This is a genomic window from Methanosarcina sp., from assembly GCF_035390745.1.
Lineage (GTDB): Archaea > Halobacteriota > Methanosarcinia > Methanosarcinales > Methanosarcinaceae > Methanosarcina.
In genome coordinates this window covers 18,847-33,153 of record NZ_DAOOUJ010000036.1, presented here as the reverse complement: position 1 = coordinate 33,153, position 14,307 = coordinate 18,847, and the positions used below count along the sequence as shown (strand labels likewise).

11 protein-coding genes and 1 pseudogene are annotated in these 14,307 nt (G+C 44.1%); 7 read left to right on the top strand and 5 right to left on the bottom strand.

The features are described from left to right. Nucleotides 1-144: 144 nt before the first annotated feature. Nucleotides 145-288 carry a hypothetical protein gene (locus PLL47_RS09540; protein WP_324445963.1) on the bottom strand — a complete coding sequence of 48 codons (144 nt, stop codon included), beginning with the start codon at nt 286-288 and terminating at the stop codon, nt 145-147. Between the two features lie 760 nt (nt 289-1,048). On the opposite strand from PLL47_RS09540, the gene PLL47_RS09535 reads away from it, so the two are divergent. Then, a complete protein-coding gene (locus PLL47_RS09535; RefSeq protein ID WP_324445962.1) occupies nt 1,049-1,960 on the top strand; it encodes an MBL fold metallo-hydrolase in 912 nt (303 codons plus the stop codon). 96 nt (nt 1,961-2,056) lie between these two features. Here PLL47_RS09535 and PLL47_RS09530 read toward each other — a convergent pair whose 3' ends face one another. Next, entirely contained in the window at nt 2,057-2,866 is an 810-nt protein-coding gene (locus tag PLL47_RS09530; RefSeq protein ID WP_324445961.1) for a helix-turn-helix transcriptional regulator, read from the bottom strand. Between the two features lie 262 nt (nt 2,867-3,128). On the opposite strand from PLL47_RS09530, the gene PLL47_RS09525 reads away from it, so the two are divergent. Beyond that, complete coding sequence (locus PLL47_RS09525; protein ID WP_324445960.1) at nt 3,129-3,302, top strand: hypothetical protein; 174 nt, start codon at nt 3,129-3,131, stop codon at nt 3,300-3,302. 27 nt (nt 3,303-3,329) lie between these two features. Here the strand turns inward: PLL47_RS09525 and PLL47_RS09520 are convergent, their stop codons facing one another. Next, nucleotides 3,330-4,202, bottom strand: coding sequence for a PAS domain-containing protein (locus tag PLL47_RS09520; protein ID WP_324445959.1), 873 nt, complete (start codon nt 4,200-4,202; stop codon nt 3,330-3,332). Nucleotides 4,203-4,323: 121 nt separating this feature from the next. Between PLL47_RS09520 and PLL47_RS09515 the strand changes: the two genes are divergently transcribed. The 5 genes and pseudogenes from PLL47_RS09515 (at nt 4,324) to PLL47_RS09495 (ending at nt 11,752) form a co-directional block, all read left to right on the top strand. Continuing rightward, nucleotides 4,324-4,749, top strand: a complete 426-nt coding sequence (locus PLL47_RS09515; RefSeq protein WP_324445958.1) for a DUF2769 domain-containing protein — start codon at nt 4,324-4,326, stop codon at nt 4,747-4,749. 449 nt (nt 4,750-5,198) lie between these two features. After that, nucleotides 5,199-5,843 (top strand): dimethylamine corrinoid protein MtbC, encoded by a 645-nt coding sequence (mtbC, locus tag PLL47_RS09510; protein WP_324445957.1) that lies wholly within the window; start codon nt 5,199-5,201, stop codon nt 5,841-5,843. 47 nt (nt 5,844-5,890) lie between these two features. Further along, nucleotides 5,891-7,294: pseudogene (gene mtbB, locus PLL47_RS09505) on the top strand ([dimethylamine--corrinoid protein] Co-methyltransferase). A 276-nt stretch (nt 7,295-7,570) separates the two neighbouring features. Continuing rightward, complete coding sequence (locus tag PLL47_RS09500; protein ID WP_324445956.1) at nt 7,571-9,013, top strand: APC family permease; 1,443 nt, start codon at nt 7,571-7,573, stop codon at nt 9,011-9,013. Nucleotides 9,014-9,241: 228 nt separating this feature from the next. Continuing rightward, on the top strand, nt 9,242-11,752 hold the full coding sequence (locus tag PLL47_RS09495) for a histidine kinase dimerization/phosphoacceptor domain -containing protein (protein ID WP_324445955.1): 2,511 nt from the start codon (nt 9,242-9,244) through the stop codon (nt 11,750-11,752). 103 nt (nt 11,753-11,855) lie between these two features. Here PLL47_RS09495 and cydB read toward each other — a convergent pair whose 3' ends face one another. Then, nucleotides 11,856-12,899, bottom strand: coding sequence for a cytochrome d ubiquinol oxidase subunit II (gene cydB, locus PLL47_RS09490; protein WP_324445954.1), 1,044 nt, complete (start codon nt 12,897-12,899; stop codon nt 11,856-11,858). A gap of 2 nt (nt 12,900-12,901) precedes the next feature. Then, nucleotides 12,902-14,218, bottom strand: coding sequence for a cytochrome ubiquinol oxidase subunit I (locus PLL47_RS09485; RefSeq protein WP_324445953.1), 1,317 nt, complete (start codon nt 14,216-14,218; stop codon nt 12,902-12,904). Between the last annotated feature and the right edge of the window lie 89 nt (nt 14,219-14,307).

Here is a 14,307-nt window from a genome sequence, read left to right as displayed (position 1 = left end):
AGTTTCTGTTTTTTAGTTTCTGTTTTTTAGTTTCTGTTTTTTAGTTTCTGTTTTTTAGTTTCTGTTTTCAGTTACTGTTTTCAGTTACTGTTTTCAGTTTCTGTTTTTTAGTCAATCTTTATTCAGTAAATTCACTATGAAACTTCATTCTGAAACGCAAACATTTCTTCCAGGCATGAAAATATACGCATTTTGCGCCTCGTATCCTCCTGCCAGTTCAGTGTTTTCCAGTATCTGCTGTAAAAGCTGTATTATCAACTGGAATTTTTTCCCAACCCAGATGCTCATGGTATCCCCCGATAAACCATTCAGCTTATTATTGTCTAATGGTATTATGTTTTATCAATAGTATAACTGATATACTTGTATAAATACTTATTCTGTGTAAAATGGGCATCAAAAGGCTTTATTTCTTAAAAATCAAGGGTAAGATTTAAGTATTTGTATAATTTTAAAACCTGCCTATTTGTAAAGAATATAACTCAGTTGACAACTTTACTATTTTAAAAAAATGAATATAAAAATGCAAAGAAAAATAATCTTTTTTCAGCTTTTTTATTATTCTCGATTTATCACTACAGCATAATTATATTTTGTTTTACATACTCAGTTGTTCACTGTTAAATGGGGGATATTTTAAAAAAATTAAAAGCAGCTCGAAATCCAGAAACTAAAAGTTTCCGGGATAAGAGGGATTAATTTACAGATACCTGGTCAATAAAACAGTATTCGCCATACAGAACCTTTCTTGTCATTCTTTACTAAGGAAATGGGTCTGTCCTGAAAAGAAGAAAAAAGCAAACAGCAGAAATGATTAAGGCCAACTTTGAGAGACATACAGGCAAAAGTAAAGAGAAAATAAAAAAATTAATACGAAACTGAATAAAATATATTGATAAACCAGTCTTTCTATCAATTTTACTGGTTTATATTTTTTTATGTTTTACTTTGAATAATCTTTTCCTCCACTATTCTGGGCAACTCCAGAACGTTTCTTCAAAGCATTATTCCTGAAAGGGCTTTTATTCCTGCAAACAGATAGAAACATATGCAGATTAATATACTGGGGTGCGAGTCCTTCGGAGCGAGGTCTCTTGCCTGTGTTGTAAAAACAGGGGAGAAAAAGATCCTTATTGATCCTGGAGTTGCCCTTGCCCGTCTGCGTTACGGTTTACTTCCGCATCCTGCCGAGGTTGCAGCTGCTCTCAGGATCAGGAAGAAAATTCTTGAAGAATTTGAAGGTGCAACAGACATAGTAATCAGCCACTACCATGGGGATCACATGCCCATGAAAGCTGAAGACCCCTATCAATTGCCAGTAGAAGCTCTTCCTCCTTTGAAAAGTATCCGCCTCTGGTGTAAAGGACCGGAAAAAATTTCGGGATTGTCTGCACGCAGGAGAGGGGAATTCTCTCGTTTTTTAGGGTATTCTCTTCCTGCTTCCGAAGGTACCAGTACAGACGGCATAAGTTTTTCGGCTCCTGTTCCGCATGGGACGAGAGATAAAGGTTTTGGCACGGTAATGATGACCTGTATCTCTGATGGCGATGAGGTATTTGTCCATAGTTCGGATATCCAGCTTCTTGACAGGGAAGCTGTCCTGAAAATACTTGCATGGGAGCCTTCAATTGTTTTTTCTTCAGGACCTCCCCTTTACCTCTCCCATCATGTTCCTGAAGCTTCAAAAGAGGCGTTTAAAAATGCTCTTCTTCTTGCCGAAAATGTAGACACTCTTATCCTGGACCATCACCTCATGAGGTCTTTTGAAGGCTACAGGTGGCTAAAAGAGCTTGCAGAAAAGGTTGAAAGTACAGTCTTGTGCGCTGCAGAGTTTATGGGAAAAGAGCCTGAACTTCTTGAGGCGCGGAGAAAAATCCTCTATGAAAAACTTCCCGTACCCCGGGGATGGCATGAAGCTTATGCAAAAGGTGAGATAGGGCTAGATGAATATCTTTTATAAATCAGGCAGAGGTCATTAACAGCTCTGGAATGACTTCCTTAACTCAAATGACTTCCCATAATTCTACACAATATTTTTAAGGTTTTTGACTTCTTTTTACGCCGTATTGAAATAACTGTCAATATCCTCAATCTGCTCCGAGTTCTGCTCGTAATAATCATAGAGATCTTTGCCCCAGGCAAGAGCTCCGGGCTCAAAGCATATTATATACTTCCGGTCAAAAGTACTCCCTTTCGGGAAAAGGGCTATTCCCATGAAATTGTCTGCTGCCACGATGGTAGGAGTCTTTTCACAGTCTTTACAGACCATAAGTCTGGTATTTTTCATTTTAAGGAATTGCATGGTTTGCTCCCTGTAATCTTCTTCACCCCACCTCTTCAGGATTGGTTCGGGAAGTATCAGAGACACCGATGTACCCTTTTGTGCGAGCTCGAGATAAAAGGAAGGAAAAAGTGGGTGGAAGTAAGAAATAAAAGCCTCAAACCTCCTGGATTTTTTTGCATTCTCGACATATTCAGGGATCAATTCGAACATATGTTCTATCCTGGGCTCAACTGTGTTGCAGTGCCCAAGTTCACCTATTCGACAGAGCAGAAAAGGCGGAATTTTACTTATATCCCTGTCAGCCCAGTAGTCGGAGTTTTGTTCAAGTACGGAAAGAGTGTCCAGCAGGGGTTTCATTTTCTCTGCTACGATTTTTCCTATCTCACTAAGCCTGTAGACGTCCTTATCCTGGACTACGAGACGCTTTTCTTTCAGCATTTTTATCTGGGGCTGTACTGAGGTTGCACTTGCTTTAAGGATTTTTTTTATTGTATTGATGTCTTTTGGCCCCTCAAGCAAAAGAAGAAGTATGTTCTTTCTTTTTTCGGAGAGAAAAATCAGGTCAAGTAGAGAGTCTTCCATTCTATGCACCTCAACTGGAAGCAGCCGTTTCTGGCATAAAATACATATTTAACTAATTCTTATTGTTTTTATAATCTATTCTAAATATATATTCTTCAATCTTATACATATCGTTTGCTTAAGTAGCTTTTTCTTACAACTGATCTTATTAAGGTAAACTTTTAGGGTAGCTGGAGAATCATCTGTGCAAAAATTCACCATGTTACGTTTCACATCATTATTTCAGTACCTTATACGTTTGTATTCATTTTGATTAAGCCTCATGCCTGTATCAAACACAAGACTTAAAAAAATTAGAAAAGGGTTTGTTGAAGATGTAAAAAAAGCCTGCCCCTTAAACGGAAAAAAGCCAGTCCATTTAATCCGGACCTGTTTTTCTATCCTTGCCGAAAAGTGTACGCTGGAATTCAGCAGGTTTGAAAAGCTTATGCTTTAAAGTAATTCCTGCAGAACACAGGTTTTTTCAGGCTATGATTTTTTCAGTTATATCCTCGATAATACCCTGAAAATTTGTCACCTGCCCTTCCTGGTTGCGCTGAATAAAGGTTTTTTCTTCCACCCAGCGAACCTCTCCGGTCTGTGTCAGGATGCGATACTGGCGGTTGAACTCTTTTCCTCCTTCTTCGCAGTTCTCCTCAAGTTCCAGTTCCACCAGGAGAAGGTCTTCAGGGTGAATGATCTTTCCATAAAGGACCCTTCCAGAAATAAAATCTTCCGGAGAATACCCGAACTGCCGGACGTTTTCTGATACATAAAGTGTGGGCCAGTATTTTTCTGCTTTCCAGAGGAAAACTACCATAGAACTGTTGTTAATCACAGTCTCGAGCGCTCTCTGTCTCTCAAGCAGGGCTTTTTGTTTTTCCATGAGGGCTTTCTGGCTCTCCAGTGCATCGCGCAATGCTATTTCACTCTTTATTTCGGAAGTGATATCCCTGACTATTCCCTGGAAATTAACCACATTTCCCCTCTCATCGCGCTGGATAAAGGTCTTTTCTTCCACCCAGCGGATCTCTCCTTTGCCAGTGATAACTCTGTACCTGGTGACAAAATCGTCTTTTCCGATTTCACAGCACCTGGTGAGTTCTTTTCTTACCCTGTCTATATCCTCGGAATGAATTATGTTAGCATACATTATCCTGCCTGTAAGGAAATCCTCTGCACTGTACCCTAGCTGGGTTACGTTTTCCGATACGTATCTGGCAGGCCAGTCCTCTTCCGGGGTCCAGAGAAAAGCCATTATAGGGCTGTTATTGATCACGGTTTCAAGAATTCGCTGCCTTTCGAGTGCTTCATCAAGAATCGTTTCGTCGCTTTCAGCTACATGATTAAATCCCATAGTATCCCTTATCCTCCAGAGCTTTTTAGATTCCAGAACTCTTATGGCACGGTAAAAATGTATTTATAAAACCCTCAAGCAATATACAATATATTTTGACATCTTATAAATTAATCCTTTTTTGCACCGGGGGAATGTTCTGGACTCTTGGATCTCAGCAAAAGATATAAAAAATGCCGGAGCTGCAGAAGCAGAAGAATTCTCAGGACATGATGTTATCCAGAAAGCCAGGGAAGAATATGGGAGGTATTTCGGGATATGTGGTTCATATCATCACCTGAAAGCCTGCCTCTGCAAGTATTGTTCTTCTTATCCGGGGGGCAAAGGCATGTTCTGTGCCAGGGGAGCTGTGGTCAGGGGAGAGGAAAAAATAGATGACTGCCTCTGTGAAACATGTGAGCTTTTTAAAAAATTCCGGTTTGAAGGTGACCACTTCTGTCGGCTTAAAGAAAAACAGGAGAGAAGACATGTTCATCCGAATATCTGTACGGATTTTCAGACAAGTGCCGGTACAATCAGAGTCTGCGTACTGGGCGATCAGAAATAACAGATGTGAAGGTTGAGCAAATAAGCACAGGTTCACTGCAAACATATCTTTAAGGATATTTTAAAGGGCATTTTGAAGAAAGGTGCTTAATTCAGGCATTCAAAAGATTGAATCAGGTCTCTGTTTCTTAAATTATCACTGTTTTATCTTTATTTTCGTTCCTGTTTTTTGTTTTCACCCTGATTCCATCGCTTCGTACCTGTTTTATTTATGTTAAAAATTTTGATGCTATTGAAATATCTTATCCTTTGATCTCCTGCCACGGAGCCTGTCTTTTCCCTTTAGCCTTTACAGAGCATCGGGGATGTTCCAGTTCCATACCATTAAGAAAAAACACCACAGACTGGGCTATATAATTCTACATAGATAATACATACAATCAGAAATCAGGTTTCAGCAGCGATAATCTGGAAGCTGAAGAGATTCTGACGATAATTGGAGGTTTAAAAATGGCATCTAAAGAAGAACTTATTCAGGAGCTTTCGGACGCGGTAATCTCCTGTAAAAAAGACGCAGTACTCGCTGCAGTTGAAAAAGCAAAGAAGGTTATGGAGCCTGCAGAAATTATAGAAAAAGGGCTTTCTGCCGGCATGAACCAGGTAGGAGTTTTATTTGAGAGGGGAAAACTCTTCCTGCCGCATGTAATGATGGCTGCCGATGCGATGACTGCAGGTGTTAAAGCCCTTGAAGCCGACATGCCTGCAGGCACAGAGACAAAGAAACTCGGGGTTATCGTAAACGGCACAGTCGAAGGGGACGTGCACGATATAGGGAAGTCAATCGTCTCAACCATGCTGCAGTCTGCCGGTTTTGAAGTTTATGATATCGGCCGTGATGTACCCATCAGGAATTTTATTGAGAAGGCAAAGGAAGTCAATGCAAACATGATAGGGATCTCTGCACTTATGACCACAACCCTGCAGGGGCAGAGGGATGTCATTGAACTCCTCAAGGAAGAAGGACTCAGGGACAAGGTAAAAGTCATGGTAGGCGGTGCTCCTGCAACCCAGGCATGGGCTGATAAAATAGGTGCTGACTGCTATGCAGAAAACGCAAGCGAAGCCGTGGCAAAGGCAAAAGAACTGCTGCTCTGAACCCCAGAGAAAAGTCTAAAGTTCCGTTTAAATTAATGGTGATAAAAATGGCAACTGAATATGCTTTGAGAATGGGAGACGGTAAACGCACCTTCCTTACCAAAGAGAAGATTATGGCAGAGATTGAAGCCGGAACAGCAAACGCTGCCGATCTTGGTGAAATCCCTGCCCTTAACGCCAACGAACTCGACAAGCTTGCAGAAATCCTTATGATGCCCGGCAAAGCCGTAAGTGTCGAGCAGGGTATGGAAGTTCCCATGACCCATGACATCGGTACGATCCGCCTTGACGGCGACCAGGGAAACAGCGGTGTTGGTATTCCATCAAGCCGGCTTGTCGGCTGCATGATGCACGAGAGGGCATTTGGTGCTGACACAATGGAACTCGGTCACATTGACTACAGTTTCAAGCCGGTGAAGCCCGTAGTTTCAAACGAATGCCAGGCAATGGAAGTCTGCCAGCAGAACATGGTCATACCTCTCTTTTACGGCGCAATGCCGAACATGGGACTGTATTATACTCCTGACGGACCTTTCGAAAACCCCGGAGACCTCATGAAGGCTTTCAAAATCCAGGAAGCCTGGGAGTCAATGGAACACGCAGCAGAGCACCTCACAAGGGACACTGTATGGGTTATGCAGAAACTCTTTGCATCCGGCGCAGATGGTGTTAACTTCGACACAACTGCAGCTGCAGGCGATGCTGACATGTACGGAACACTGCACGCAATCCAGGCTCTCAGAAAAGAGTTCCCTGACATGTACATCGAAGCAGGAATGGCAGGAGAATGCGTACTTGGTATGCACGGTAACCTTCAGTATGATGGTGTGACTCTTGCAGGGCTCTGGCCGCACCAGCAGGCACCTCTGATTGCAAAGGCAGGAGCTAACGTTTTCGGGCCTGTGTGCAACACAAACACAAGCAAGACATCAGCATGGAACCTTGCACGTGCAGTTACCTTCATGAAGGCAGCGGTCGAAGCTTCTCCAATTCCCTGCCACGTTGATATGGGGATGGGGGTTGGCGGAATACCCATGCTTGAAACTCCTCCGATTGATGCAGTTACAAGAGCCAGCAAAGCAATGGTTGAGATTGCAGGCGTAGACGGCATATAGGTCGGGGTCGGCGACCCTCTGGGTATGCCGATCGCACACATAATGGCTTCTGGTATGACAGGAATGAGAGCAGCAGGAGACCTCGTTGCAAGGATGCAGTTCTCAAAGAATATGAGGATAAAAGAAGCAAAACAGTATGTGGCAAAGAAGCTTAATGTAGAAATCAGGGACCTCGCTGACGAACACGTTATGCGCGAACTCCGTGAGGAGCTCGACATTGGGGTTATCACCTCGGTTCCGGGAGCTGCAAAGGGTATTGCTGCAAAAATGAACATCGAGAAGTTGCTCGGTATAAAGATCAACTCCTGTGAACGATTCAGGAAACAGACGAGATAAAAAACCGAATAATAACCGAATTTGAACAGAAAAAGGTCATAAAATAAAGAGGAGTAAGGAGCCTGATCTACCCTGAAATTCTTCAGGAAACAGGGGGAGATTTTTTTTTCAGGGGGCTGCTGCAGGTAGAAAAACTGAGCATATCCATTTCCGGCTCCTTAATCTCTTTCGAATCTCTTTCCATTTTTTTCTGCTCGCAGGTTCTGCAGGCAATTTTCTGCGGTAGCTGTGCGAATCATCAGGCTACGCTAAAAAATAATTAATGGAGTGTGTGATATGAGTAATGAAAATAACGAATCCGGAGGGCTTCAGCGGACAATTGACTGGAAGCAGGGGCTTGCAATTGCCCTTGGCGTTCCTGTGCTGATCCTTCCTTCTATAGGCTACTTTGCAAGCTATGTCTGGGCTTTTGCAATCATTGTGTGGGCGCTTTCTGTCTTCCAGGGCTTCATGCAGAATTTTGCCTACGGAGAGCTTGCAACCATGTTCCCCAAAGCTTCCGGACTCCCCGGATATGCCCAGAGTGTGTTCGGGGCAAAAGGAGGGAACAATGGATATGATAAGGGCAAACTGCTTGGAGGCTTCAGTGCATGGAGCTACTGGTTTGCCTGGAACCCTGTGCTTGCAATCTTTTCAATCCTTATAGGAAGTTACCTTAAGGGTCTTATTCCCGCATTTGCCGGAGTGCCCGACATGGCTATGTATCTCGCGTCCGGTGCAACTGTGTTTTTGTTCCTTATCCTTGTAAACTACCGCGGGCTTTCTGGAGGGGCAACGCTTGGTTATATCCTTGCAGTGCTCTCGCTTGCCCCGCTTATTATTATCTCCCTTGCACCCTTTGTAACAGGGCAATTTGAACTTAGCAACATCACAGGCGCCTGGCTACCGACTGACTGGAGCTGGGATGTGAATCATATCCTTATCCTTTTCGGGCTCATGGCAATGGCTCAATGGAGCGCCTGTGCCTGGGAAACAGCGGCTATCTACGGGCCTGAGTACAAACAGCCTAAATCTGATGTGCCCAAAGCCCTCTTTATTTGTGGGGCGATCTGCCTTGTGACCTTTATCCTTGTCCAGGCAGCCTGTACCGGGACTCTTGGTGTCGAAGGAATCCTTGCAGAGCCGTTCTCGCCAATGCTTCCCATGGCTCAGATGACCCTGGGTTCGATAGGAGGAGCCCTTACCATCCTCATGCTGATTGCTGCAATGATCCTTATCATCCAGACCGCTTTCCTTGGAGCTTCAAGGGCTATGTATTCAATGGCCGAAGAAGGAAATCTGCCAGAATTCTTTGGAAAGATGAACTCTCACGGAACACCGGTTAATGCAATGATTGTTATTGCCCTCTTCAACATGGGTTTTATCTTCCTGGGAACGCCTGCGGCTATCCTTGCAGCCTCTGCAATTGGATATGTCTGTGCCAACGGGATCAGCCTTTTTGCATACGTGAAAGCAAAATTCGACCCCCGATTCTCAACACTTGAAAGGCCCTTCAAAGCACCCGGGGGCTGGCAGTATGTTGCAGCTCTCTTTGGGTTCTTCAACCTGCCCCTGTGCCTGATAGGAATTGTTTATCTCAACAGCCTTGAGGTGGGATGGACTTCCACTATCGTCGGTTTTGTGGTGCTTGCCCTTTACATCCCGCTCTGGTTCTACTCTCAGAGAGAGGGTATGGCGAGGATGAAAAGAAAACTGAAAGTGAGCAAAACCCCTGTATAAGTTTTAAAAAAGGATGCAGGAGATTTCACTGCATTCTTCTTTTACTTAATCTCATTTTTTGTTTGTTAAAGATGTATTTCAGGAGTTTTTAAATATTTTAAGTGCCCATAAAATTAATTATTAAACGCCCGATTGCGCCTGTTTTTTCTCAGAATATGAGGCCGCGGAAAAATGTTCTCTTTTTTCCATTTCGACAGCAAAAACGAAAGGAAATCGGTGAGAATCAAAATGCTTAGCAACACCCCTTTAAGAACAAAAATGATTGTTTACACCGTACTCGGGGTCTTTTTGATCCTTACAGCCTCCACAGCTGTGATCATCTCCACGGTCACGACGCAGGAAGAAAAACTGGCTTATCAGCAGTCGGTTGAAATGGCTTCCAATTATGCAAACCAGTTCGATGCCGATATGAAAGCCAACCTTGCCATTGCAAGGACGATTTCCACCACAATGGAAAGCTATGAAACCGAAGACAGGGATGAAGTTATTCTTATTCTGAAAAACCTGCTCCGTGATAATCCTCATCTTCTCGGGACTTATGTGGCTTTTGAGCCCAATGCATTTGACGGGAAAGATGCTGAATACGTAAATGCGCCTGCCCATGATGAAACCGGCAGGTTTGTCCCTTACTGGAATAAAATGAGCGGAAATGCTTCAGTTGCCCCTCTGCTTCATTATAATACCTCGGACTACTACCAGCTCCCGAAGGCAACCGGCAAGGATACTCTGACCGAACCCTATTTTTATGAAGGAGTTTTCATGGTGAGTTACGTTTCTCCAATCATTAAGGACGGAGAATTTGCAGGGATTGGAGGCGTTGATGTTTCTCTCGACTATGTGGACGAGGAGGTAAGCGAAGTAAGGATTTTCGATACAGGGTATGCTTTTATGGTAAGCAATACCGGAGTTCTTCTCTCCCACCCCACACATAAGGACTGGATCGGGAAAAAGAACCTCTATGATTTTGGAGGGGAAAATGTCAAAAAAGCCTCCAATGATATAAAAAATGGAATTGGAGGACGTCTTGAAACCATAGATCCCACCACAGGAAAAAACGTTATTCTTTTTTACGAACCTGTTGAAACAGGGGACTTTGCTTTCGTGCTGGTCGTCCCCAAAGAAGAAATGTTTGCCGGAGTAACTGATTTGAGGGCCCGGCTTCTTATCATCTCTGCAATTTCAATCCTGTTCATGGCTGCCCTTGCCTATATGATTGCAAGGTCCGTGACAAAGCCAATTAACAGAATAGTTAAGGATTTTAAGAGCATTGCCGAAGATGCGGTTAAAGGAGAACTGGGGGTAAGGGCTGACACGGATGTGGCAATCGATTTCCGGGAAATTCCTAAAGGTTTGAACGAAATTCTTAATGCTGTGGTTATCCCTATCCGGGAAACGATGAGGGTTACCAATGCCCTTGCGAAAGGGGAATTAAAAGAAAGGGTCAAGGTAGATGTTCAGGGAGAGTTCAGGGAGCTTGAGGATACCCTTGACAAGTTTTCCGAGACCCTGAACATGATTATTGACGACTCCAACGCTGTCCTGACCGCTTTTCAGCATAACAATTTCAAGAGGCCTATTCAGATACAGGGGCAGGGAGATTTTAAGCTTCTCACTGATGGAATTGAAGAAACCCGCCTGGTGCTTGACAGGATTACAACCCAGCGGAGAGAGGCGGAAAAATCCCTTATGGAATATGCGAGGAAGCTTGAGCATTCCAACAAGCTAAAAGAAGAGCTGGAGAGCATCATTAACAGCAGCCCTGTTATTGTCTTTTTGTGGAAATATGAAGAAGGCTGGCCTATAGAGTTTGTCTCGGAAAACGTTACAAGGCTCGGATATAATGTAGAGGACTTTACATCAAGGAAAATCCTTTACGGGGACATAGTCTATCCTGAAGACCTGGAAAAAGTTGAGCTTGAACTTGCAAAGAATGTTGAATCCGGCTGTGATGTCTATAACTCGGATTACAGGATACTCACAAGGTCCGGTGAGATCCGCTGGGTGGACGAGAGAACTTTTATCCAGAGGAATGAAAAAGGCGAGGTTCGCCTTCAGGGAATTATCCTTGACATAACTGAACACAAAAAAGCCGAAGAAGCCCTTTTGCAGATGGAAGAAATCCGCAAAAAAGAGATTCACCACAGAATCAAGAACAACCTTCAGGTGATCTCAACCCTTCTCTACCTTGAGTCAGGAAATTTCAATGATGAAAAGGTAATCGAAGCCTTTAAGGAGAGCCAGCACAGGGTCAAGTCTATGGCTCTGGTCCATGAAAAACTCTACCAGTCCGAAGATATGATAAGTGTGGACTTTGCAGATTACATCCAGAACCTTGCAAATTACCTTTTCGGGGCTTATTCAGTAGGTGATAAAGATATCAACCTGAAGCTTGACGTTGATAATGTTTTCCTTGGGATGGATACGGCTGTCCCTCTGGGTATCATTATTAACGAACTCGTTTCAAACGCCCTCAAACATGCCTTTTCAGACAGGGAAAGCGGTGAGATCTGCATCTGCCTCAAAAAAGAAGAGAAAGGAAATCATTTTTTACTCACTGTTAGAGATAACGGCAGAGGCTTCCCTGAAGAAATTGATTTCCGGGAAACGGAGTCTCTGGGTTTGCAGCTTGTGATTAACCTTGTGGACCAGATAGAAGGAAGCATTGAACTTAATACGACTGGCGAAGGGACCGAATTCAGGATAAGTTTCAGGGAATTGAGATACAGGCAGAAAATATGAGTTATTCACTATGGAAAATGCAAAGAGAGGCTCCTGTACAAAGTCTCAAAGAAGAAACGACATACCTGAAGTGACAAAGAACTAAAAAATAAGAGAAAACAGGTCAGTACTCGACCTGTTCTGTTTCTTTTATCTTTTCCCTGAACAGGGTATATACCCACAGCTGGTAGATGATGACTATGGGCACGAATACCAGTGCTCCTCCCAGCATGATGCTCAGGGTCATATGGCTTGATGCTGCCTCAAATATATCTATCCCGTATTCGGGAGAGACAGAGGATTTGAGCATGTAAGGATAGGTACTCGCAAGCCCGGTCTGGACAATGAAAAGAAGCGCCAGAAGGTTGCTGCAAAAAGCCAGGAATCCTTTGTCCTTTTTTGCAAAGAACACAGCAAGAACAGCTGCCACCACCGCAAGAACCGGCAATATGTAAAGCACTGGCATGGCTGAATAATTGGCTGTAAACCCTTCTATGCCCGCAAAGGAATATACCAGATAGATCAGAGCAAGCACAGGTACAATAAGAGTGCTCTTTTTTGCCAGGTCCCCTGCTTTTGCAGCTACGGCGCCTTCGGTCTTGACACTGATCCAGAGCGCACCTGAACTAACACTCATAAGCACGAACAGGACACCGCCTATCAGTGCATAGGGTCCGAAAAGTCCGGGCAGGCTGCCTTCATAAACTCCTCCTGAAGCGATTTCAAGCCCCCTGAAGAAGTTTGCAAATGCAACTCCCAGGACAAGGGAGATCAGCAGGCTTCCTACAAACCATCCCCAGGTAAATGCCTTCTGTATCCGGGGATTGTCATCCTTGTGGAGATATTCTATGGAAATTCCCCTTATGACCAGACCGATGAGAAGCAGCATCATGGGAAGGTAGAGGAAAGTGAACATCTTCGAGAATACCAGCGGAAATGCAGCAAATGTTCCACCTGCAGCAAGGATGAGCCATACCTCGTTACCTCCCCAGAAAGGACCCACAGAGCTCTGGATCTGTACCCTCTGTGCCTTATTTGCGGCAATAAAGGGTGCCAGAAGGCCTGCTCCAAGGGAAAATGAGTCTACAATAAAGTAAACTCCCCATATTACACACCACAGGAAGAACCAGATAACAGCAAGCATATCATGAGTAAGGAAATCGAACATCTTCACTCAACTCCTGTTGCATTGACCACGGTTTTCTTTATGAGGTATATCTCAAAGACTATCAGAACCAGATATAATGCGCTGATAAGGACAATGCTTAACATTACATCCAATGCGGGAACCAATGATATGCCGTTAGCTGTCTTCAGCAGACCATAAACTATCCACGGCTGCCTTCCTACCTCAGCTACAATCCAGCCGGCTGTGATGGCAATATACGGGAGAGGAATAGACAGCATCAGCAGCTTCAGATACTTATCCGATGTGTACAGCTTGCCTGATTTTTGAAGATATAAGCCCGCAAGGGCTTCTATCATGAACAGAGAGCCCAGTATTGTCATCAGCCTGAAGCTCCAGAATACTATCTCCACAGGCGGCAGTTCATCCTGAGGCAGCTGGTTAAGTCCTGTTATCGTTCCGCTGAAACTTCCCGTATACAGGAAACTTGCAAGACCCGGAATTCCTAGCAGCTCAATACTGTTGGAACCGGTACCTGAATCCGGCACCTGTATAAGATACATTGGCAGCGAGGAGCCAGATTCCCATATCGCATCCATTGCCGCTCCTTTGGCAGGCTGAAGTTCAGCAACATACTGCGCATAACTGTGACCGAGAACAGGAAGCAGGAACGAAGTAACAAGTGCTATGGCAACTGCTATTCTGAAAGACTTCCTGAACACTTCATTGTTGTTTCTTTTAAGGAAGTGATATGCACAGATTCCCATTATCAGGAATGCTGTCAGGAGGTAAGCTGAAAGCAGGGTATGTACCAGCATGTACCACACATAACTGTTAGTCAGCAGGGCAAAGAAATCTGTCATAATTACCCTGCTCCCGTCAGCAGCCATTTCATAGCCGACCGGATTCTGCATAAAACCATTAGCAGTGATAATCCATAATGAAGATATGTTGGTGCCCAGGGCGACCATCCACATGGAAAATGCCTTCAGTTTCTGGCGGGAGCGGTCAAGGAATATCCATGCGCCAAAGAAAGTGCCTTCAAGGAAGAAAGCCAGCAATGCTTCCACTGCTAACGGTGGACCAAAGACATCTCCCATGAATTCCGCATATGCACCCCAGTTCGTACCGAACTGGAAAGTCATTGCAAGACCTGTTACCAGACCTATTGCAAAGTTTATCTTGAATATCCTGCCCCAGAAATCAGCCATCTTTCGCCAGGTTTCACTTTTGTTTCTGTAGTACATTGTTTCCATGCCTGCCACTAACAGTGCGAGTCCCAGTGTTAGTGGAACGAACAGGAAATGGAAAGCAACTGTTATGGCAAACTGAAGCCGGCTTAATAAAAGCAAATCAACCATTCATATCCCTCACTCTCTGCGATGAAGCAAGCCGATGTCTTCTGTCACGGCTTGCAGATCAACTTCGTGCCCAGAGAGAATCTGAAGCA